The sequence below is a fragment of the Streptomyces sp. NPDC028308 genome, assembly GCF_055565855.1.
Window position 1 is genome coordinate 68159 of record NZ_JBVHTO010000018.1, and the last position, 21487, is coordinate 89645.

Consider the following 21487-nt stretch of genomic DNA (forward strand, 5'->3'; position numbering starts at 1 on the left):
CCCTTGGGCGAAGTGACTTTGTGATGATTCGTCAGCAATCGTGACATAACGGTCACCGTCGGAGGGGAACCGACATGACTACGGCACCGGCGGCGTGCCGTACGGCCGCCTCAGACCCCGCCCGACGCCAGCGCCATGCCGAGCGGCGTCCGCTCGTAGAGCACCTGGTGTCCGTACCGGCGCGAGGTGAGCAGCCCCGCTCCGCGCAGCGCCGAGAGATGGCCGGACACCGACGACGGCGCGAGCCCGAGGCGGTGGGCCAGGGTCGTCGTGCCGGCGGGTTCGTCCAGCGCGCCGAGCACCGCGGCCCGCCCGCGCCCGAGCAGCCGTACCAGCGCGTCGGGGGCGTGCCCGCCCGGTTCGGCCCACAGCCCGCCGATCCCCCGGGCCGGATAGACCAGGGTGGGCTGCCAGGGCGGGTCGAAGCCGCTCACCACGTCGGGCCACGAGAAGACGCTCGGCATCAGGACCAGGCCCAGGCCCCGCAGCTCCCGCTCGTGCGAACTCCGCGCGTCCACGGTCAGCGTCCCCGCGCTCCACGCGAACCGCCGGTCCAGCTCCGGCAGCAGCCCGCCGAGGCCCACCTCGGCCAGCCGGCGCGAGTGGAACGCCACATCCGCCTCCAGCAGCGCCCGCAGCCGCGGCCAGTCCGGCTCCACCAGCGCGCGCCAGGCCGCCTCCAGGAGATCGGCCAGCTCCTCGATCATGCGGACCGGATCCGCCAGGAGGGCGCGGCCACGGGGGGAGTCCAGGGCCCCCGGGGTGTCCGCCAGCGCCCGCGCCGTGTCGTCGAGGGCGGCCTGCGGGTCGGCGGCGCGGACCGCGGCGATCTCCTCCTCGAAGGTCGCGGCCGGACCGATCGGCGGCGGGCCGAGCCAGTCCGGGTTGTGCCCGCGCCGGGGCATGAGCAGCCGCAGCGGCGCGAGATCGAGACCGGCCGCCGCCGCGTGGATCCGGCGCAGCCAGGGCGCGTGATAGCCGTGCCGCTCGGGCCGGTGGAGCGTACGGACCGCCTCCTGCGTCTCCCACAGCGCGGACACCGCGAACCGGCAGCGCAACAGGTCGTCCTCGCCGAAGTAGAGACGGAACGGCATCACACCCCCTGCCGCGCCCACGGAAGATTCGGCTGACGCCGAAACTCTACGGCGGGCCACGACCCTCCCGGCACGCTGCTGTCCATGCCGAACGAGTCCGAGGGCACGTCGACCGTGCCCGCCCCGCCCGAACCCGCCACCGGATACCTGCGCGTCTTCGCCGTACGCGAGTTCCGTGCCGTCTTCGCCGCCCACGCCTTCTCGCTGCTCGGCCTCGTCGTCAGCGAGATCTCCCTGTCGGTCCTCGTCTACGACCTCACCGGCTCGCCCCTGCTGAGCGCCCTGACCTTCGCGCTGGGCTTCCTCCCCTACCTGATCGGCGGGACCCTGCTCGCCGGGATCGCCGACCGGTTCCCCGCCCGGCGGGTCCTGGTCGTGTGCGACCTCGTGTGCGCGGGCTGCGTGGCCGTCATGGCGGTCCCCGGGGCGCACATCGCCGTGCTGCTCGCGATGCGCTGCGCGCTCGCCGTCGTCTCGCCGGTCTTCCAGGGCGCGCGGACGGCCACCCTGGCGGACGTCCTCGGCGACGGCGACCTGTTCGTCCTCGGCCGTTCACTGCTGCGGATCGTCTCGCAGAGCGCGCTGCTCGCGGGGTTCGGGCTCGGCGGGCTGCTGCTGAGCGTCGTGGCGCCGCGCGGGGCGCTCCTCGTCACCGTGTGCACCTTCCTCGTCTCGGCCGCGCTGCTGCGCCTCGGCACCGTCCGCCGCCCGGCCCGGGCGGGCACCGGGGCGGCACTGGTGAAGGACTCCCTGCGCGGCGCCCGGCAGGTGCTCGCCGACCGGCGCACCCGGGTGCTGCTCCTGCTGTTCTGGGTGCCGCCGATGTTCGTCGTCGTCCCCGAGGCGCTGGCCGCCCCCTACGCCGACGGACTCGGCGCCGGCCCGGCCGGGCTCGGGCTGCTGATGTGCGCCCTGCCCGTCGGCACCGTCCTCGGGGAGCTGTACGCCGGGTCACGGCTGCGTCCGGCGACCCGCGGCCGGATCACCCTGCCGCTGGTCTGCCTGACCCTGCTGCCCTACCTCGGCTTCGCCCTGCGCCCCGGGCTCGCCTGGTCCCTGGCCCTGCTCGTCCTCGCCGGCGCCGGATCGGCGTACACCCTCGGGCTCGACCAGTGGTTCGTGCGGGCGGTGCCGGAGGAGCTGCGCGGGCGGGCGATGGTCCTGAACACCGCCGGGCTGATGACCCTCCAGGGGGCCGGGATGGCGCTGGCGGGCGTCGCCGCCGAGTTCGCCGGGGTGACCGCCACGGTCGCGGGCGCGGGGGTGCTGGGCACGGCGTGCTGCGTACTGCTCGCCGCGGAGGCCCGGCGGACGGAGGCCGGAGCGGAGCACGCGGAGACCTCCCGGCCGCGTGAGAGTCCGGCCCGCGGGAGCCTCGTACCGGGGGAAAATCCGGCCGAAACGGCGGCGGAGACCGAAACGCGAGACGGGGCTGACCACGATATGACCGGCCGGTAGGGTCTTTGCCGTGCCGAAGCCCCTCAGTCTCGCCTTCGATCCCATCGCCCGCGCCGACGAACTCTGGAAGCGCCGCTGGGGTGCCGTGCCGTCCATGGCGGCGATCACCTCGATCATGCGCGCGCACCAGATCCTGCTCGCCGAGGTCGACGCGGTCGTCAAGCCGTACGGGCTGACCTTCGCGCGGTACGAGGCACTGGTGCTGCTCACCTTCTCCAAGGAGGGCGAGCTGCCGATGTCCAAGATCGGTGAGCGGCTCATGGTGCACCCGACGTCGGTCACCAACACCGTGGACCGGCTGGTCAGGTCAGGCCTGGTCGACAAGCGCCCCAACCCCAACGACGGGCGCGGCACCCTCGCCTCCATCACGGACAAGGGGCGCGAGGTGGTCGACGCGGCCACCCGCGACCTGATGGCGATGGACTTCGGCCTCGGCGCGTACGACGCCGAGGAGTGCGCGGAGATCTTCGCGATGCTCCGCCCGCTGCGCATCGCGGCCCACGACTTCGACGAGGACTGAGGGGCCCGCGTACGGCCGCGGGGGCCCGCGAAGATCGCCCCCGACCGGCGGTTACGCTCGTACGCATGAAAAAGAGCGTGCTGACCCGCTACCGCGTCATGGCCTACGTCACCGGCGTGCTGTTGGTCCTGCTGACCCTCGGTGTGATCGCCAAGTACCTCCTGCACATGGACGGCGCCGAGGACTTCACCAAGGTGGTCGGCATCGCGCACGGCTGGCTCTACGTCGTCTACCTCCTCTTCGCCTTCGACCTGGGCTCCAAGGCGAAGTGGCCGGTCGGCAAGCAGCTGTGGGTGCTCGCGGCGGGCACGATCCCGACGGCCGCCTTCTTCGTGGAGCGCAAGGTCAGCAGGGAGCTCGAGGCGCGGATCGCGGACGACGCGCCCGCCGTCGCCAAGGCCTGAAACGCTTCCCCGAGCCCGGTCGCAGGGCCCCCGTGGCGGGGTCCGGCCGGGCCGACGGGACCGCCGTACGGCGTGTACGGCGGTGAGCCATCGACATTTACTAGGACGTCCTAGTAAATTCGAGGGTATGGACGCTGACGCCATCGAGGAGGGCCGCCGTCGCTGGCAGGCCCGGTACGACGCTTCGCGCAAGCGCGAGGCCGATTTCACCACGCTCTCCGGCGATCCCGTGGAGCCGGTGTACGGGCCGCGGCCCGGGGACACCTACGAGGGCTTCGACCGGATCGGCTGGCCGGGGGAGTACCCGTTCACCCGCGGGCTCTACGCGACCGGCTACCGGGGGCGGACGTGGACCATCCGGCAGTTCGCCGGGTTCGGGAACGCCGAGCAGACCAACGAGCGCTACAAGAAGATCCTCGCCAACGGCGGCGGCGGCCTGTCCGTGGCCTTCGACATGCCGACGCTGATGGGACGCGACTCCGACGACCCCCGCTCGCTGGGCGAGGTCGGGCACTGCGGCGTGGCCATCGACTCGGCGGCCGACATGGAGGTCCTGTTCAAGGACATCCCGCTGGGTGACGTCACGACGTCGATGACGATCAGCGGACCGGCCGTCCCGGTCTTCTGCATGTACCTGGTCGCCGCCGAGCGTCAGGGCGTCGACCCGTCCGTGCTGAACGGCACCCTCCAGACGGACATCTTCAAGGAGTACATCGCGCAGAAGGAGTGGCTCTTCCAGCCCGAGCCGCACCTTCGCCTCATCGGCGACCTGATGGAGCATTGCGCGGCGAAGATCCCCGCGTACAAGCCCCTGTCCGTCTCCGGCTACCACATCCGGGAGGCCGGTTCCACGGCAGCCCAAGAGCTGGCGTACACGCTCGCCGACGGCTTCGGGTACGTCGAACTGGGGCTGAGCCGCGGGCTGGACGTGGACGTGTTCGCGCCCGGACTCTCCTTCTTCTTCGACGCGCACGTCGACTTCTTCGAGGAGATCGCCAAGTTCCGCGCCGCGCGCCGGATCTGGGCCCGCTGGATGCGCGACGTCTACGGCGCCACCTCCGAGAAGGCCCAGTGGCTGCGCTTCCACACGCAGACCGCCGGTGTCTCGCTCACCGCGCAGCAGCCGTACAACAACGTGGTCCGGACGGCGGTGGAGGCGCTCGCCGCCGTGCTCGGCGGCACCAACTCCCTGCACACCAACGCCCTGGACGAGACCCTCGCGCTGCCCTCCGAGCAGGCCGCCGAGATCGCCCTGCGCACCCAGCAGGTGCTGATGGAGGAGACCGGCGTCGCCAACGTCGCGGACCCGCTGGGCGGTTCCTGGTACGTCGAGCAGCTCACCGACCGCATCGAGGCCGAGGCGGAGAAGATCTTCGAGCAGATCAGGGAGCGCGGGCTGCGGGCGCACCCCGACGGGCGGCACCCGATCGGGCCGATCACGTCCGGCATCCTGCGGGGCATCGAGGACGGCTGGTTCACCGGCGAGATCGCCGAGTCCGCCTTCCAGTACCAGCAGTCCCTGGAGAAGGGCGACAAGCGGGTCGTCGGCGTCAACGTGCACCACGGCTCCGTCACCGGCGACCTGGAGATCCTGCGGGTCAGCCACGAGGTCGAGCGGGAGCAGGTGCGGGTGCTGGCGTCCCGCAAGGACGGGCGCGACGACGCGGCCGTCCGGCGTTCGCTGGACGCGATGCTCTCCGCCGCGCGGGACGGGTCGAACATGATCGGGCCCATGCTCGACGCGGTTCGGGCCGAGGCGACGCTCGGGGAGATCTGTGGGGTGCTGCGGGACGAGTGGGGGGTGTACACGGAGCCGGCCGGGTTCTAGGCCTCCGCCGGGGCCGGGGCCAGTTCCCGGGGGCGCTGCCCCCGGGGACCCCCGCATCGCGCCGGCGCGCTCGTCCTCAAGCGCCGGACGGGCTGAAGGGTTTCCCGCCTGTCCGGGAGGGCTCACGTACGCCCGTGGCACCGTCGTATCGCGCCGGCGCGCTCGTCCTCAATCGCCGGACGGGCTGACACATGGCCGGCGCCCGGGGCCCTCAGGGTTCCGTCGCCGCGCCTGTCAGGCCCAGCAGGAGTACGCGGGTGAAGCTGCGGACCCACTCCTCGTCCGCGGGCTCCGCGCTGACGAGCGTGCGGTGCACCACCGCTCCGGCGACCACGTCGAAGATCAGGTCGGCCGTGCGGGCGGCGGACTCCGGGTCCTCCTCGGGGGGCAGCTCACCGCGCTGCTGGGCGCGGGCGCGGCCCTCCACGACGAGGCGCTTCTGGCGGTCCACGATCGACGTGCGGATGCGCTCGCGCAGCGGCTCGTCGCGGGTCGACTCGGCGACGACCGCCATCAGCGCGGTCTTCGTCTCGGGGCGCCCGAGGATCGCCGCGAACTGAAGCACGACGCCCTCGATGTCGGCGGCGAGACTGCCCCGGTCGGGGAGTTCCAGCTCGTCGAAGAGGACGGCCACGGCGTCGACGACGAGTTCGTTCTTGCCCGCCCAGCGTCGGTAGAGCGTCGTCTTGGCGACCCCGGCGCGGGTCGCGACGTCGCCCAACGTCAGCTTGGACCAGCCCAGTTCGACCAGCGCCGCGCGTGTCGCGTCCAGGATCGCGGCGTCCGCGGCGGCGCTGCGTGGTCGGCCCGTGCGGGGGGCCGGAGTGCGACTCTGCATGTCAGCGACCATATCCGGGCATGCCGGGGACGATATCCGGCTGTTGTGGGAAGTCGTGAGGGAGATCACCGGGGAATGGCGTACGGCGACGCCCCGGGGGAGTTACGCTACGACTCGTAGCGAAAGCTTGTGCGGCCGCGCCGCACGGGCGACAACCACTGGCGCCAGGTGGGGACCCGGCGCCGAACAGCACATCACGGGCCCGGCTTTGACCATGCCGGAGGCCCGGCTCGGGGCACGCTTTTCACACGTGCGCGCGGAAGGGGGAGGATGTACTCATGCAGCCACGGAACATGTCCATGAGCGGAGTCGTCGACCTCGCCGCGGTGAAGGCGGCCCAGGAGGCCAAGGCGAAGGCGGAGCAGGCGCGCGCCGAAGCGGCCAGGCAGGGCGGCGGAGGCGGGGCCGTGTCCCCCGCCAGTCTCGTCATCGACGTAGACGAGGCGGGATTCGAGCGCGACGTCCTGCAGCGCTCCACCGAGGTACCGGTCGTCATCGACTTCTGGGCCGAGTGGTGTGAGCCCTGCAAGCAGCTGAGCCCGGTCCTGGAGCGGCTGGCGATCGAGTACAACGGGCGCTTCGTCCTCGCCAAGATCGACGTCGACGCCAACCAGATGCTGATGCAGCAGTTCGGGATCCAGGGGATTCCGGCAGTCTTCGCGGTGGTCGCCGGCCAGGCGCTGCCGCTCTTCCAGGGGGCCGCGGGCGAGGCGCAGATCCGCGGCACGCTGGACCAGCTCGTCCAGGTGGCGGAGCAGCGCTTCGGGCTCACCGGTCTGACCGTCGACCCGGACGCCGCCGGTCCGGACGCCGCGCCGGCCGTCGCCCCGGAGATCCCGGCCGGCCCCTACGACGCCCTCCTCGAAGCCGCCGTACGGGCCCTGGACGCCGGCGATCTGGCGGGTGCCGTCCAGGCCTACAAGAACGTGCTGAGCGACGACCCGGCCAACAGCGAGGCCAAGCTGGGCCTCGCCCAGGCCGAGCTGCTCCAGCGGGTGCAGCACGCGGACCCGCAGCAGGTCCGCAAGGACGCCGCCGAGAAGCCGGGCGACGTGGCGGCGCAGATCGCCGCCGCCGACCTGGACCTGGTGGGCGGGCACGTCGAGGACGCGTTCGGGCGCCTCATCGAGGCCGTGCGGCGCGCGGCCGGCGACGACCGGGACGCGGTGCGGCTCCGGTTGCTCGAACTGTTCGAGGTCGTCGGTGCCGACGACCCGCGCGTGACCGCGGCGCGCAGGGCGCTGGCGCGCGCCCTGTTCTGACCAGTCCCTAAACGCCCGGACGTGTGTTGCCCGGGTGAAGGGATCGCCTCCTGAGTGACCACGCGGCCGCGCTTTACCAAAACTTGGTAAACGCGGCCGCTGTTACTTGGAGTAAATCAGGGGCGTTGATCTGTCGGATTCCGTCCGTGAATCAAGTACTTTGCCCCCTCGCTTGACGCCACGTTGAGTCGTCGACCGAGACCGGCGGGTCGTTGTTCGGTTATCCGCCCGTTACTAGCGAGTAACGAACCCCCTTGTGTCGGCGGCGAGAATGCACCACGATCGGCGACGCTCGGTCCATTTCCGTACCCCGACAGCCAATCGGGCCACCGGGTTCTCTGGGTCCCCACCGAGTAGGGCCGGCGGCAGTGGCGCCGGCTCTTGGACAGGGGGGTCTCTGCTCTACGGCGGAGCCTGTCCAGCAGGTTGTGCGTGATGTGTGTCAGGCGCGACCAGTGGTTGTCGCTCGGGGGTGATCGCCGGTGAATCGGGCGCAGTTCGCGCTGTCGAGATCGGGCGCTCTCCTTCCCGAGGACGTAGCACTTCTCCCATCCCTGCCCGGCTGAGCCGCCGTCATGGGGCAGTCAGGGCCAGGAGATGTACGTCCGAGAAGGAGGAAATATGGAGTCCCAGGTGCGTGGCGGGACCAGATGGAAGCGGTTCGCCGTCGTGATGGTGCCCAGCGTGGCCGCCACGGCAGCGATAGGTGTCGCCCTCGCGCAGGGCGCTCTCGCCGCGTCGTTCAGCGTTTCCGGTCAGTCGTTCAAGGTGACGGCGGACCGGCTCGACGGTACGGGCTTCTCGCAGTACGGAGCCATTGACGCGGGCTACACCCTGGACGGCAAGAAGACGGCTCACCCCGTCGCCGTCTCGGCGTTCAAGTCCGCCTCGATCCAGGGCATGTGTCAGTCCGTTGTCACCCCGGACGTGCCGCTGCTCGGTTCCGTGAGTCTCATCCTGAAGGCCGGTGGTGGCGACACCCCGGTCAAGGCCGAGAACCTGTACATCGACGTCGAGGACCTTCAGGCCGACGCGACGTTCCGCAACATCGACATCGGTGTTGCGGCCAAGGACGCCAGCAAGGGTCCGGGTATCGCCAAGGGCGACCAGGCGAACCCCTACGGTTTCGCGCAGCAGGCCGACTCGGCCACGCTGACCGACGTGAAGCAGACGGCGTGGGCGACCACTGCCGGAACGTTCAAGCTCAGCGGCCTGAAGATGTCGCTGTCCAAGGGCGTCAAGGAGTGCTACTAAGCACTCCGTGGGGTGGACGGGGGAGCCGTCGGCTGCCTCGTCCACCCCATCCCTTCCGCAGTACGCGTACTTCTCACAGCAAAGCCGTTCCAGGGAGCTGTTTTCCATGAGCGCCGAGACTCCTGCCGCGCCCGGCCAGTTCAGCCACTTGAGGTCGCGGTTCCGCGCCTGGAGGGGTGACCGGCCGTTCTGGGCCGGCCTGTTCGTCCTGCTCAGCGGACTGCCCATCGCCTACTTCCCGTACGCGAACCTGCAGATCGGCCATCTGACGCTGGCGATGGCCACCACGGCGGGCGCGGGGTCCCTGATCATCGGCGTGCTGCTCGTGGTGCTGGGGCTCAGCCTCTGGTTCCAGAAGCACGTGCGCACCTTCGCGGGTGTCGCGGCGATCCTTCTGGCCCTGGTGTCCATCCCGGTGTCGAACCTGGGTGGCTTCCTGATCGGTTTCCTGTTCGCCCTGATCGGCGGGGCGATGGCGGTCTCCTGGGCGCCCGGCGCGCGGGAGACGGAGCCCGCCGGGGTGGCCCGCAAGGACGAGGTCCCCGTGAGCGCGGCCCCCGCCGAGAGCGCGCCCGCCCAGCCCGTCCCCGGACTGAGCAAGCCCATCGAGCCGAACGAGCCGAACGATCTGTCAGGAACGAGCCCGACGAACGGGGCGAACGGGAGGCACAGTGCCGGCTGACGAGGTGACCCACGGGACGGATGTGGACGAGTCCCGTGTGAGAACCGGGCCGCGTCACGCGGCGCCCAGGAAGCCGTTGTTCACCAGGTTCCACGTACCGGCCGGCAAGGCGATAGCCCTGGCGGCCATGCCGACGGCCGTCCTCATGGGGATGGGACTGACTCCCACGCTCGCGCAGGCCGAGGACCACCCCTCGTCCAAGAGCCTTACGGCGGACGAGTACCAGAAGTGCGTCGAGGCACTGGACGGCTCCGAGGAACCGTCGGCCTCGCCGTCGCCCTCGGCCTCCGCCTCGGCGAGCGCCACCGCGACCGAGCCCGCTCCCACGGCCACGGCGTCCCCGGACAAGACCTCTTCGCCGGATTCAGGTTCCGACGACGAGGCCGACCCCGCACCGGCGCCCGCCCCCAGCAAGACGGCCCAGAGCGGTGGCGGCGACACGGCCACCGCGACCCCCTCGCCGTCCCAGAGCAGCAGCAACCCGTTGGACCCGCTGGGCATCGGCGACGCCATCAAGGACGTCCTCACGCCCGACGAGAAGGAGGAGGCGAGCCCCACCCCGACGCCGTCCGCCTCCGCCACGGCGAGCCCGGGCAAGGAGACCTCCGACCCGGTCAAGGACACCGCGGACAAGGTCACCGGTACGGTCGAGGACACCGCGAAGGACACCAAGGACACGGCGTCCGAGACGGTGAAGGACACCGCGGACAAGGCGAAGGAGGCGGCCGGCGACGCCACCGCGTCCCCCAGCCCCTCCGCGAGCGAGAGCGAGGACCCGGCCGAGGGCTGCCCGACGGCCACCGACGACGAGGGCGGCGTCGAGAAGATCGTCTCCCTGCCCGACGAGCCGTGGCACCTCAACGCCAGCTCGCTGCTGCTGAAGGGTGCCGACTACCAGGGCATCGTGAAGGTGCGCACCGCAAACGGCACCGTCAAGAAGGTCCTGAAGTACGTCATCTCCGACGGCACCGACATCGGCGACCTGCACCAGACGGTCGACGACAAGCAGGCCGGCAAGACGTACCACGTGGAGGCGGCCAAGGGCTCGACGTCCACCATCCGCAACGGCAAGACCGTCATGTACACGGAGAGCATCTCCGGCAACCTGCTCGGTCTGATCCCGGTCACCTTCGACCCGGACAACCCGCCGCCGCTGAACATCCCGCTGATCTACTTCACCAAGGTGAAGGTCGTGCAGGCCGGTCAGTTCGGCGGAGATCTGCACGTGCCGGGGCTGCACCAGTACACCACCGGCTGACCGCCGCACCCGCCGGCCGAGGCCGGCCCAAGGACCCGTTCGGGAGCCGCGACAGGGCCACGACCCGGTTCCTCGCCACCGCGAGGGCCGGGTCGCGGTCTGTCCGCCCGAGGACGGGCCGCCACCGCCGTACCTCTCCCGGAACGCGCCGAGGGCGCCCCCTGGTGCAGGGGGCGCCCTCGGTGGCGTACGGGAGACCGGTCAGTCGCGGCCGGTGCCGCCCAGGTGGTGCACCCGGACCATGTTGGTGGTGCCGGGGACGCCGGGGGGCGAGCCCGCGGTCATCACGACGACGTCGCCCTGGTCGAAGCGGTTGAGCTTCTGCAGCTCGGAGTCGACCAGCTCGACCATCTCGTCGGTGCTGTTCACGAACGGCACGATGTAGGACTCGACGCCCCAGCTCAGCGCCAGCTGGTTGCGGGTGCCCTCGTCCGTGGTGAACGCCAGGATCGGCTGCGCGGCGCGGTAGCGGGACAGGCGGCGGGCGGTGTCACCGGACTCGGTGAAGGCCACCAGGCCCTTGCCGCCGAGGAAGTCGGCGATCTCGGCGGCGGCACGGGCCACCGAACCGCCCTGCGTGCGCGGCTTCTTGCCGGGGACGAGCGGCTGCAGGCCCTTGGAGAGCAGCTCCTGCTCGGCGGCGGTGACGATCTTCGACATCGTCTTCACGGTCTCGATGGGGTACGCGCCCACGCTGGACTCCGCCGACAGCATGACCGCGTCCGCGCCGTCCAGGATCGCGTTCGCGACGTCGGAGGCCTCGGCGCGCGTCGGACGGGAGTTGGTGATCATCGACTCCATCATCTGGGTCGCGACGATCACCGGCTTGGCGTTGCGCCGGCACATCTCCACCAGGCGCTTCTGCACCATCGGGACCTTCTCCAGCGGGTACTCGACGGCCAGGTCGCCACGGGCGACCATGACACCGTCGAAGGCCGCCACGACGGCCTCCATGTTCTCCACCGCCTGCGGCTTCTCCACCTTGGCGATGACGGGGACCCGGCGGCCCTCCTCGTCCATGATCTTGTGGACGTCGTTCACGTCGTGGGCGTCCCGCACGAAGGAGAGCGCGACCAGGTCGCAGCCCATCTTCAGGGCGAAGCGCAGGTCGTCGATGTCCTTCTCGGACAGCGCGGGCACGTTCACGGCCGCGCCGGGCAGGTTGATGCCCTTGTGGTCGGAGATGACACCGCCCTCGATGACGACCGTCTTGACCCGGGGGCCCTCGATCTCGACGACCCGCAGCTCGACGTTGCCGTCGTTGATGAGGACCTGGTCGCCCTTGGAGACGTCGCCGGGCAGACCCTTGTAGGTCGTGCCGCAGATCGTCTTGTCGCCCGGGACGTCCTCGGTGGTGATGGTGAACTCGTCACCGCGCACCAGCTCGACGGGGCCCTCGGCGAAGGTCTCCAGGCGGATCTTCGGGCCCTGGAGGTCGGCGAGTACGCCGATGGCGCGGCCGGTCTCGGCGGCGGCCGCCCGGACACGGTCGTACCGGCCCTGGTGCTCGGCGTGCGAGCCGTGGCTGAAGTTGAAACGAGCAACGTTCATGCCGGCCTGGATCAGCGCGACGAGCTGCTCGTGGGAGTCGACCGCGGGGCCGAGAGTACAGACGATTTTCGAACGGCGCATAGGGCGATCCTATCGGTTTGTTTCGCTGCGGAATATTCCGTCTGGCGGAAGATACAAAGGGGCGGGATGCCGCTCAGGTGAGGCCGTCGGACCGCTCGGCGGACCCGCTCACGAGTGCGTACGTCTGCGTGGCGATCTCCAGTTCCTCGTCGGTCGGTACGACGGCCACCGCGACCCGCGCGTGCTCGGGGGAGATGAGCCGCGGCTCGTCCGACCGTACGGCGTTCAGCTCGGCGTCGACCGCCAGGCCGAGCCCCTCCAGGCCGGCCACCGCGGCCTCCCGGACCGGAGCGGCGTTCTCGCCGACCCCGGCCGTGAAGGCCACCGCGTCCACCCGGCCGAGCACCGCGTAGTAGGCGCCGATGTACTTCTTCAGGCGGTGGATGTAGATGTCGAAGGCGAGCCGCGCCTGCTCGTCGCCCGCGTCCACCCGGCGCCGGATCTCCCGCATGTCGTTGTCGCCGCACAGACCGATCAGCCCGCTCTTCTTGTTGAGAAGAGTGTCGATCTCGTCCGTGGACATCCCGCCTACACGCATCAAATGGAAGATGACGGCCGGGTCCGTGTCACCGGAGCGCGTACCCATCACGAGGCCCTCCAAGGGCGTCAGCCCCATCGAGGTGTCCACGCACCGGCCCTCGCGCACCGCGGACGCCGACGCGCCGTTGCCCAGGTGCAGCACGATCACGTTCACCTCGGACGGGTCCTTGCCGAGGAGCTTCGCCGTCGCACGCGACACGAACGCGTGCGAGGTGCCGTGGAAGCCGTAGCGGCGGATGCGGTGCTCGTCGGCGGTCTTCACGTCGATCGCGTAGCGCGCCGCCGACTCCGGCATCGTCGTGTGGAACGCCGTGTCGAAGACGGCGACCTGCGGCAGGTCGGGGCGCAGCGCGCGGGCCGTGAGGATGCCCGTCAGGTTGGCCGGGTTGTGCAGCGGGGCCACCGGGATCAGCCGCTGGATCTCCGCGAGCACGGTGTCGTCGACGAGGGTGGGCCGCGTGAACTTCAGGCCGCCGTGCACGACCCGGTGGCCTATCGCCGCGAGTTCGGGGGAGTCCAGGCCGAGACCGTCCTTGGCCAGCTCCTCGGCCACGGACTTCAGCGCGGCCTCGTGGTCGGCGATCGGGCCCGTCGTCTCCCGGGGCTCGGCGCCACCTCCGGTGAGCGGCGTGTGCGTGAGCCGGCTCGTCCGCTCCCCGATGCGCTCGACCAGGCCCATCGCGAGGCGGCTGTGGTTTCGCATGTCGAGCAGCTGGTACTTCACCGACGACGAACCGGAGTTGAGGACGAGGACGCGCGAAGGGGCGGCCTGGCGCTGCTCGTCGGGCAGCGCGCCGGCGGGCGACGGATGGGAACTCACTGGGCGATGGCCTTCTCGCTCGGGGTCTGGGACTGGATCGCCGTGATGGCGACGGTGTTGACGATGTCCTGGACGAGAGCGCCCCGGGACAGGTCGTTGACCGGCTTGCGCAGGCCCTGCAGGACCGGCCCGACCGCGATCGCGCCGGCCGAGCGCTGCACGGCCTTGTAGGTGTTGTTGCCCGTGTTGAGGTCCGGGAAGATCAGCACGGACGCCTGTCCCGCGACCTTCGAACCGGGCATCTTGGTGGCCGCGACGGACGGCTCCACGGCGGCGTCGTACTGGATCGGGCCCTCGACGCTCAGGTCGGGGCGGCGCGCCCGGACCAGCTCGGTGGCCTCGCGCACCTTGTCGACGTCCGCGCCCGAGCCGGAGGTGCCGGTCGAGTACGACAGCATCGCGATCCGCGGCTCCACCCCGAACTGCCGGGCGGTCGCGGCCGACTGGACGGCGATGTCGGCGAGCTGCTGCGCGTTCGGGTCGGGGTTCACCGCGCAGTCGCCGTAGACCAGGACCTTGTCCGCGAGGCACATGAAGAACACCGAGGAGACGATCTTCGCCTCCGGCTTGGTCTTGATGATTTCGAAGGCCGGGCGGATGGTGGCCGCCGTGGAGTGCACCGAGCCGGACACCATGCCGTCGGCCAGGCCCTCCTCGACCATCAGGGTGCCGAAGTAGTTCACGTCCGCGACCACGTCGTACGCCAGCTCCACCGTCACGCCCTTGTGGGCGCGCAGCGCCGCGTACTTCTCGGCGAAGCGGTCCCGCAGCTCGGAGGTCTGCGGGTCGATGAGCTGGACGCCGGCCAGGTCTATGCCGAGGTCTGCGGCCTTCTTGCGGATCTGGTCGACCGGGCCGAGCAGCGTCAGCTCGCACACGCCCCGGCGCAGCAGCACCTCGGCGGCGTGCAGGACGCGCGCCTCGGTGCCCTCGGGCAGCACGACGCGGCGCTTGTCCGAGCGGGCCTGCTCCAGCAGCTTGTGCTCGAACATCATCGGCGTGAGGCGGTCGCTGCTCGGCGCGGAGACCCGCTTCAGCAGCTCGCTCGTGTCGACGTGCCGCTCGAACAGGCCGAGTGCCGTCTCCGCCTTGCGCGGGGTCGCGGCGTTCAGCTTGCCCTCCAGGCCGAAGAGTTCGGCCGCCGTGGGGAAGCTGTTGCCGGGCACCGAGACCACCGGGGTGCCGGGGGCCAGGCGCGCGGCCAGCGTCAGGACCTCGTTGCTCGGCCGCTCGTCGAGGGTGAGCAGGACGCCGGCGATCGGCGGCGTGCCGGCGCTGTGCGCGGCGAGGGAGCCCACCACCAGGTCGGCGCGGTCGCCCGGGGTCACCACGAGGCAGCCGGGGGTCAGCGCGTTCAGGAAGTTCGGCAGCATCGCACCGCCGAAGACGAAGTCCAGCGCGTCACGGGCCAGCCCCGAGTCGTCGCCGAGCAGCACCGTGCCGCCGAGGGCGTGGGTGATCTGGGCGACCGTGGGCGCGGACAGCGCGGGCTCGTCCGGCAGCACGTAACAGGGCACGGGCAGCCGGTCGGCGAGGCGCTCGTGGATCTCCGCGCGGTCGGCGGGGGCGACCCGGTTCGTGACCATGGCGAGGACGTCGCAGCCGAGCCCGTCGTACGCCCGGTACGCGTTGCGGGTCTCCGCGAGCACCGACTCGGCCGTCTGCTTGCGGCCGCCGACGACCGGGATGACGGAGGCGCCGAACTCGTTGGCCAGCCGGGCGTTGACCGCCAGCTCGTCGGGGAACTGCGTGTCCGCGAAGTCGGTGCCGAGGACGAGGACGACGTCGTAGTCGCGGGCGACCAGGTGGAAGCGGTCCACGAGCGTGGACACCAGCTCGTCGGTGCCCTGCTCGGCCTGGAGGGTGGACGCCTCGTAGTAGTCCATGCCGTAGACCGTCGCCGGGTCCTGCGTCAGCCGGTAGCGGGCGCGCAGCAACTCGAAGAGCCGGTCCGGGCCGTCGTGGACGAGCGGGCGGAACACCCCCACCCGGTCCACCTGGCGGGTCAGGAGTTCCATGACTCCCAGCTCGACGACCTGGCGGCCGTCGCCGCGGTCGATCCCGGTCACGTACACGCTGCGCGTCACGCGTGCTCTCCGTTTCATCACTGGGCCGGCTTGGTGCTTCTCGTGGCTCGGGAAAAATACCCGCTATGGTGAGCAGAACCCTCTTGACAATACCTCCGCGGCTGGCTAGGACGCCCGCCAGATGGAAGGTCCTGGTGAGGCGGGACAAGGGTTCCACGGGGGTCGGGGCGGCGGGGCGTGGTCCGCTTCACGCGCGCCGGACGGCAGCGGCGGCCGCCTGTGGGGCGTGAAACAATCGGACTGGCTCACACGTACCAACAGCGAGCAGGAGACACAGCACGATGCGCATCGGAGTTCTCACCGCAGGCGGAGACTGCCCGGGGCTGAACGCAGTGATCCGGTCGGTCGTGCACCGAGCGGTCACCAACTTCGGGGACGAGGTCATCGGCTTCGAGGACGGCTACGCCGGACTGCTCGACGGCCGCTACCGCACCCTCGACCTGAACGCCGTCAGCGGCATCCTCGCCCGCGGCGGCACCATTCTCGGATCCTCCCGGCTCCAGCGCGACCGGCTCCGCGAGGCCTGCGAGAACGCGCAGGACATGGCCCGCGAGTTCGGCATCGACGTGCTCATCCCGATCGGCGGCGAGGGCACCCTGACCGCCGCCCGGATGCTGTCGGACGCGGGCCTGCCGGTCGTCGGCGTGCCGAAGACCATCGACAACGACATCTCCTCCACGGACCGCACCTTCGGCTTCGACACCGCGGTCGGCGTCGCCACCGAGGCGATGGACCGCCTCAAGACCACCGCCGAGTCGCACCAGCGCGTCATGGTCGTCGAGGTCATGGGCCGGCACGCGGGCTGGATCGCCCTGGAGTCCGGCATGGCCGCCGGCGCCCACGGCATCTGCCTGCCCGAGCGGCCCTTCGACCCCTCCGACCTCGTCGCCATGGTCGAGGAGCGCTTCGCGCGCGGCAAGAAGTTCGCCGTCATCTGCGTCGCCGAGGGCGCCCACCCCGCCGAGGGCACCATGGACTACGGCCACGGCGCCATCGACCAGTTCGGCCACGAGCGCTTCCAGGGCATCGGCGCGGCCCTCGCGTACGAGCTGGAGCGGCGCCTGGGCAAGGAGGCCAAGCCGGTCATCCTCGGCCACATCCAGCGCGGCGGCACGCCGACCGCGTACGACCGGGTGCTCGCCACCCGCTTCGGCTGGCACGCCGTCGAGGCCGCCCACCGCGGCGCCTTCGGCAGGATGACGGCGCTGCGCGGCACCGAGATCGAGATGGTCCCGCTCGCGGACGCGACCACCGAGCTGAAGACCGTGCCCAAGGACCGCATGGACGAGGCGGAGTCGGTCTTCTAGACCCCGCCGCACGTACGAGAGCGGGTGCGGACCTGTCCGTGCCCGCTCAGTACGTGCTGCGCTGGACCGTCGCCCAGAAGTGGTCGACGATCCGGTCCATGAAGTCCCGCCCCGCGTCACCGGCGTCACCCGCCGCCGCGCCGTCGGCCCAGCTCAGCGTGGCCGCCATCTGCCCCTGGTAGTCCGCGTGCAGCTCCTGGAGGGCGTCCTCCAGGAGCCGACGGTCCAGCGGCACCGTCTTGGCGAGCGGGCGCACGTACGCCTGCCAGCGGGTCGTCACCGCGCTGCGCAGCAGCTCCCCGAGTCTCCCGTCGCGCCCGGTCACGGTGATGAAGTCGGGCAGCGAGAGGTCGAGCAGCTCGGCGAGCGCGGCCGACTGCCGCTCGTTGCCCCGCCACTCCTCGGTCTCCTCCATCCGCTGGTACGCGAGGAGTTCCAGGCCGACGGTGCGCGCGACGTCCTCGGGGGCGAGCCCCCGCGCGACGCGGTGCTCCCGCAACGTGCGCGGGGCGCCGATGAGTTCGCCCGGGGAACACCACAGCACGGCGGCGAGCGCGGTGAGTTCGGGGCTGCTCGGCGCGGAGATGCCCCGCTCCCAGGCGACGACGAGATCGGGCGTGACATAGGGCAGCCCGTACGAGACGCGCATGCCGTACGCGACGTGTTCGGGTCCCATGCCGAGCCCGGCGCGCAGCCGGCGGGCGGCGAGGGCGTTGAAGGGCGGGGTGGGCTGGGGGGCAGGCAGCTGGTGCACGCGCACAAGCTATGGGGGTGTGGCTGGGATGACTACGGTCTGTTCGGCCACAATCACAGATTGTAGGAACATACGGTTTCGGCCGTCCGTTCGTGATGGCCGAAGATCGTGCGGTGCTTCCCGCGCGGGCCCGCTGGGGCCGACAGGGCCTCCGCGGCGGGGTGTCCACAGAGGCCGTGACGGGGCGAACGGCAAGGTGGCGGGGCATATGCGCGGCCGGGACCGGCCCCTGACCTCCGCTGTCCGGAGATGCGGGGCCACCCGGCGGCACCGGGCCGCCGGACCCGGAGGCCGCTCCCGTGACCGGCCGTCCACCGCTCCTGTGCGTCCGTCGTCCCGGCCGGGGGGCGCGACCGCGCGGCGCGAATACGCCTCACCCCTTCACGGCCCCGCCGAGGGCGAACCCGCCGCCGAGCCGCCGGGCCACGAGCACGTACAGCAGCAGCACGGGCGTCGAGTAGATCACCGAGAACGCCGCCAGCTGCCCGTACACCACCATCCCCCGGTTCCCGAAGAACTCGTTGATGCTCACCGACGCCGGCATCTGGTCCGGCGTCAGCAGCAGCATGAACGGGACGAAGAAGTTCCCCCACATCATCACGAACGAGAAGACCGTCACCACCGCGACGCCCGGCCCCATCAGCGGGAGCACGATACGCAGCAGCGACTGGAACGACGACGCCCCGTCCGTCCAGGCCGCCTCCTCCAGCTCCTTCGGCACCCCGTCCATGAAGTTCTTCATCAGCCAGATGGCGAAGGGGAGTTGGGAAGCGGCGAAGAAGAAGATCGTGCCGTGCACCGTGTCGATCAGGTTCACCTGGACGAACAGCGCGTACACCGGGACCATGATCGCCGTGATCGGCAGGCTCGTCGCGAAGAGGATCGTCAGCAGGAACGGGCGGTTGAGGCGGGAACGGAAGCGCGACAGCGGATACGCCGCCAGCGCCGCGCACACCACCGTCAGCAGCGTGCCGCCGCCGCACAGGATCAGGCTGTTGAGCAGCGGGGTGAACACGATGTCCCGCGTCAGGACCGCGTCGAAGTTGGCCAGGGTGACCCCGTCCGGAGCCTTCACCCGCAGGTCCGCGTGCGCGTCCAGCGCGGACAGGACCACCCAGGCCAGCGGCAGCGCGAACGCCGCCGCCACCGCGAGCAGCCCCGCGTCCGCCGCCAGCCGCCTGGCCGTACGCCGGGACCGCGGGCCGCCCATCGCGGACCAGGCCGGCAGTGCCATCTCAGACCTCCGTCCGCAGCAGGCGCATGTACACCAGCGAGAAGAGGGAACCGACCACCAGGAGCAGCAGGGCCACCGCCGTCCCGTAGCCGATCATGCTTTTCTGGAAGGCCTGTTCGTACATGAACAGCGGCAACGTCTGACTGCGGTCGCCCGGCCCGCCCCGCGTCATGACCCAGATCAGCCCGAACACCGAGAGCGTCTGCAGGGTGTTGAGCATCAGGTTCGTGCCGATGGAACGGCGGATCATCGGGAGCGTGATGTGCCACATCCGCCGCCAGCCGCCCGCGCCGTCCACCTCCGCGGCCTCCGTGATCTCCTTCGGGATCTCGTTCAGCGCCGCCGAGTACACCAGCATCGAGAACGCCGTGCCCCGCCACACGTTCGCGAAGGACACCGCGAGGATCGGCAGCGTGAACAGCCAGTTCTGGGACGGCAGACCGAGCCAGTCCAGGATCGCGTTCAGCGTGCCCTCGCGGCGGAAGAACGCGTACAGCAGGAAACCCGCCACCACCTCCGGCAGCACCCACGCCGTGATGACTACACCGCCGACGAGCGTGCGCACCGGCTTCGACGCGCGCTGCATGAGCGAGGCGAGGGCGAGGCCCAGCGTGTTCTGGCCGACCAGGGACGAGAGCACGGTGAAGACGAGCGTGAGCCAGACCGCGTTCAGGAACGCCTCGTCCCGGAACGCGGTACGGAAGTTGTCGACGCCGACGAAGGACGACCGCGCCTGGCCGGTGAGCTGGAGGTCGGTGAAGGCGATCCAGGCGCAGTAGGCGATCGGCCCCGCGAGGAACAGCAGCAGCAGGACGACCGCGGGGGAGAGCGGGAGCACCCGGACCAGGGAGCGGCCCGCCCCGCCGCGGCGCGGCACCGCGGACCGCGGACCGGCCGTATGGGCGGCCGCCGGGACGCGGCGCGGACGCCTGCCGGGCCCCGAATGCCGGTCCGTCCGCGTACCGACGCTCACTTCGTGGTCACTTGTCCGTCGGCGGCGGACTTCAGCTCCTCGTCGTAGCCGCGCGCCGCCTCCTCGACCGAGCTGTCACCCGTCGTCACCCCCTCCATGGCCTCCTGGATCGCGGTGGAGACCTTCGGGTACGCCGGGTACGCGGGCCGGTAGTGGGTGCTCGCGACCAGGTCCGTGAAGAACTTGATGCCGGGCTGCGCCTTCACGTACGCGGGGTCGGCGGCGACGTCCTCACGCACGGCGATACCGGAGTTGGCGATGTACCACTTCTGCGCGTTCGCCTTCGTCTGCATCGTCTTGATGAAGTCGAAGGCCAGGTCGGGGTTGGCCGCCTTGGCCGGGATCGACCACGTCCAGCCCCCGGACATGCTCACCTTGCCGGGCGCCTGGCCGTGCTGGGTCGGCATCGCGGCGAGGCCCAGCTCGCGCGACCACTCCGGCCACTCGTGCCCGGCGCCCTCGCCCCAGTCCTGCGGCAGCCAGCTGCCGTCGAGGTCGATGCCGAGCTTGCCGGCGGGCAGGAGTTCCCCGCGGACCTTGGTGCCGAAGTTCGGGTCGAGGGCGTCCGAGACGTCGGGGCCGAGCTTCTCCTTGTAGACCGTCTCCACGAAGGTCAGGGCGTCCTTGAACCCCTGGCTCCCGGCGATCCACTTCTTGGCGGCCGTGTCGTACAGCGGGTCCGCCGTCCCGTCGTTCGTCCCGTACAGCAGCATCTCGAAGCCCTGCATCGTGGCCGCCTCGCCCGCGGGCTTGCCCGTGTAGACGTTCAGCGGGGTGACGCCGGGGACCTTCTTCTTGATCGTGCGGGCGGCGTCGAGCACGTCCTCCCACGTCCTGGGCTTCCACTCGGCGGGCAGTCCCGCCTTCGCGAAGACGCCCTTGTCGTACCAGAGCCCGCGGGTGTCCGTGCCGTCCGGGACGCCGTACGTCTTGCCGTCCTGCGCCTTGGCCGCGCTCTTGGCCGTGTCGACGAACCGGTCCCAGTCGTCCCACTTGGCGAGGTAGCCGTCGAGCGGCTTCAAGTACCCGCTGGTGATGTCGGAGTTGATGAGGAAGGTGTCCTCGTAGACCAGGTCGGGCGCCGTCTTCGGCGAGCGCAGCATCTGCTGGAGCTTCGTGTAGTACTCGGAGTCCGGGGCCTTGATCGGGACCAGCTCGACCTTCTTGCCCGGGTTCGCCTTCTCGAACTGCTTCTTGACGTCCGCCAGATAGGTGTCCATCACTTTGACGGAGTTGTCCGTGGACTGCTTGAAGGACACCTTCACCGTGTCCGGATCGCTGCCGGATCCGCTGCCGCAGGCGGTCAGGGTGCCGGCGGCGGAAAGGGTGAGCAGGGCGGCGAGGAGCGGGGCGCTGGTACGGGGACGGGCGGCGATGGGACGCACGGGCACGACCTCCTACGGGCCTTCGTCGGCCGAGTCTGTCTGCCCCGTGAACGTAAGAGGAATGGTCTAGTCAGGTCAATGACCTTGCAGGGGTGGATGGTTGGGGGGCTCCGTTTCTTGGGAGAGGGGCGCATGTTCCCGAGGATGGGCCGTTATG

At 70.9% G+C, this 21487-nt stretch carries 18 protein-coding genes; 9 read left to right on the plus strand and 9 right to left on the minus strand.

Annotated elements, in window-relative coordinates; genetic code table 11:
* Positions 1-110 precede the first annotated feature (110 nt).
* Positions 111-1094, minus strand: coding sequence for an ArsR/SmtB family transcription factor (locus tag ACZ4VA_RS35720; protein WP_356169477.1), 984 nt, complete (start codon positions 1092-1094; stop codon positions 111-113).
* A gap of 84 nt (positions 1095-1178) precedes the next feature.
* Here ACZ4VA_RS35720 and ACZ4VA_RS35725 point away from each other — a divergent pair, with 84 nt between their 5' ends.
* From ACZ4VA_RS35725 to ACZ4VA_RS35740, 4 genes are all read left to right on the plus strand, one after another.
* Positions 1179-2552, plus strand: coding sequence for an MFS transporter (locus tag ACZ4VA_RS35725; protein WP_468084059.1), 1374 nt, complete (start codon positions 1179-1181; stop codon positions 2550-2552).
* 10 nt (positions 2553-2562) lie between these two features.
* Complete coding sequence (locus ACZ4VA_RS35730; RefSeq protein ID WP_355786960.1) at positions 2563-3072, plus strand: MarR family winged helix-turn-helix transcriptional regulator; 510 nt, start codon at positions 2563-2565, stop codon at positions 3070-3072.
* Between the two features lie 65 nt (positions 3073-3137).
* Entirely contained in the window at positions 3138-3476 is a 339-nt protein-coding gene (locus ACZ4VA_RS35735; RefSeq protein ID WP_355786956.1) for a DUF3817 domain-containing protein, read from the plus strand.
* Between the two features lie 127 nt (positions 3477-3603).
* Positions 3604-5304 (plus strand): acyl-CoA mutase large subunit family protein, encoded by a 1701-nt coding sequence (locus ACZ4VA_RS35740; protein WP_356169483.1) that lies wholly within the window; start codon positions 3604-3606, stop codon positions 5302-5304.
* A gap of 211 nt (positions 5305-5515) precedes the next feature.
* On the opposite strand, the gene ACZ4VA_RS35745 is transcribed toward ACZ4VA_RS35740, so the two are convergent.
* Positions 5516-6142, minus strand: coding sequence for a TetR/AcrR family transcriptional regulator (locus tag ACZ4VA_RS35745; protein WP_355786950.1), 627 nt, complete (start codon positions 6140-6142; stop codon positions 5516-5518).
* A 278-nt stretch (positions 6143-6420) separates the two neighbouring features.
* Between ACZ4VA_RS35745 and ACZ4VA_RS35750 the strand changes: the two genes are divergently transcribed.
* The 4 genes from ACZ4VA_RS35750 (at position 6421) to ACZ4VA_RS35765 (ending at position 10598) form a co-directional block, all read left to right on the plus strand.
* Positions 6421-7404 (plus strand): tetratricopeptide repeat protein, encoded by a 984-nt coding sequence (locus ACZ4VA_RS35750; protein WP_356169486.1) that lies wholly within the window; start codon positions 6421-6423, stop codon positions 7402-7404.
* Between the two features lie 621 nt (positions 7405-8025).
* Positions 8026-8658, plus strand: coding sequence for a DUF6230 family protein (locus ACZ4VA_RS35755; RefSeq protein WP_355779839.1), 633 nt, complete (start codon positions 8026-8028; stop codon positions 8656-8658).
* 106 nt (positions 8659-8764) lie between these two features.
* The gene (locus ACZ4VA_RS35760) at positions 8765-9340 is read left to right on the plus strand and encodes a DUF6114 domain-containing protein (protein ID WP_355779837.1); all 576 of its coding nucleotides are present in this window, start codon (positions 8765-8767) and stop codon (positions 9338-9340) included.
* Complete coding sequence (locus tag ACZ4VA_RS35765; RefSeq protein WP_356169491.1) at positions 9330-10598, plus strand: hypothetical protein; 1269 nt, start codon at positions 9330-9332, stop codon at positions 10596-10598. The genes ACZ4VA_RS35760 and ACZ4VA_RS35765 overlap by 11 nt, the downstream gene beginning before the upstream one ends.
* A gap of 201 nt (positions 10599-10799) precedes the next feature.
* On the opposite strand, the gene pyk is transcribed toward ACZ4VA_RS35765, so the two are convergent.
* The 3 genes from pyk to pta all read right to left on the minus strand — a co-directional run bounded on the left by pyk (position 10800) and on the right by pta (position 15677).
* On the minus strand, positions 10800-12230 hold the full coding sequence (gene pyk / locus ACZ4VA_RS35770) for a pyruvate kinase (RefSeq protein WP_355779832.1): 1431 nt from the start codon (positions 12228-12230) through the stop codon (positions 10800-10802).
* A gap of 73 nt (positions 12231-12303) precedes the next feature.
* A complete protein-coding gene (locus tag ACZ4VA_RS35775; RefSeq protein ID WP_356238326.1) occupies positions 12304-13590 on the minus strand; it encodes an acetate kinase in 1287 nt (428 codons plus the stop codon).
* A complete protein-coding gene (gene pta, locus ACZ4VA_RS35780; protein WP_355779827.1) occupies positions 13587-15677 on the minus strand; it encodes a phosphate acetyltransferase in 2091 nt (696 codons plus the stop codon). The genes ACZ4VA_RS35775 and pta overlap by 4 nt, the downstream gene beginning before the upstream one ends.
* A 281-nt stretch (positions 15678-15958) precedes the next feature.
* Here pta and ACZ4VA_RS35785 point away from each other — a divergent pair, with 281 nt between their 5' ends.
* Positions 15959-16984, plus strand: a complete 1026-nt coding sequence (locus tag ACZ4VA_RS35785; protein WP_355779824.1) for an ATP-dependent 6-phosphofructokinase — start codon at positions 15959-15961, stop codon at positions 16982-16984.
* Between the two features lie 46 nt (positions 16985-17030).
* On the opposite strand, the gene ACZ4VA_RS35790 is transcribed toward ACZ4VA_RS35785, so the two are convergent.
* The 4 genes from ACZ4VA_RS35790 to ACZ4VA_RS35805 form a co-directional block, all read right to left on the minus strand.
* Complete coding sequence (locus ACZ4VA_RS35790) at positions 17031-17660, minus strand: XRE family transcriptional regulator (RefSeq protein WP_355779845.1); 630 nt, start codon at positions 17658-17660, stop codon at positions 17031-17033.
* Positions 17661-18111: 451 nt separating this feature from the next.
* Positions 18112-18972 carry a carbohydrate ABC transporter permease gene (locus ACZ4VA_RS35795; RefSeq protein WP_355779822.1) on the minus strand — a complete coding sequence of 287 codons (861 nt, stop codon included), beginning with the start codon at positions 18970-18972 and terminating at the stop codon, positions 18112-18114.
* 1 nt (position 18973) lies between these two features.
* On the minus strand, positions 18974-19849 hold the full coding sequence (locus tag ACZ4VA_RS35800; protein ID WP_356169529.1) for a carbohydrate ABC transporter permease: 876 nt from the start codon (positions 19847-19849) through the stop codon (positions 18974-18976).
* A 92-nt stretch (positions 19850-19941) separates the two neighbouring features.
* Positions 19942-21336, minus strand: coding sequence for an extracellular solute-binding protein (locus tag ACZ4VA_RS35805; protein ID WP_452922112.1), 1395 nt, complete (start codon positions 21334-21336; stop codon positions 19942-19944).
* Between the last annotated feature and the right edge of the window lie 151 nt (positions 21337-21487).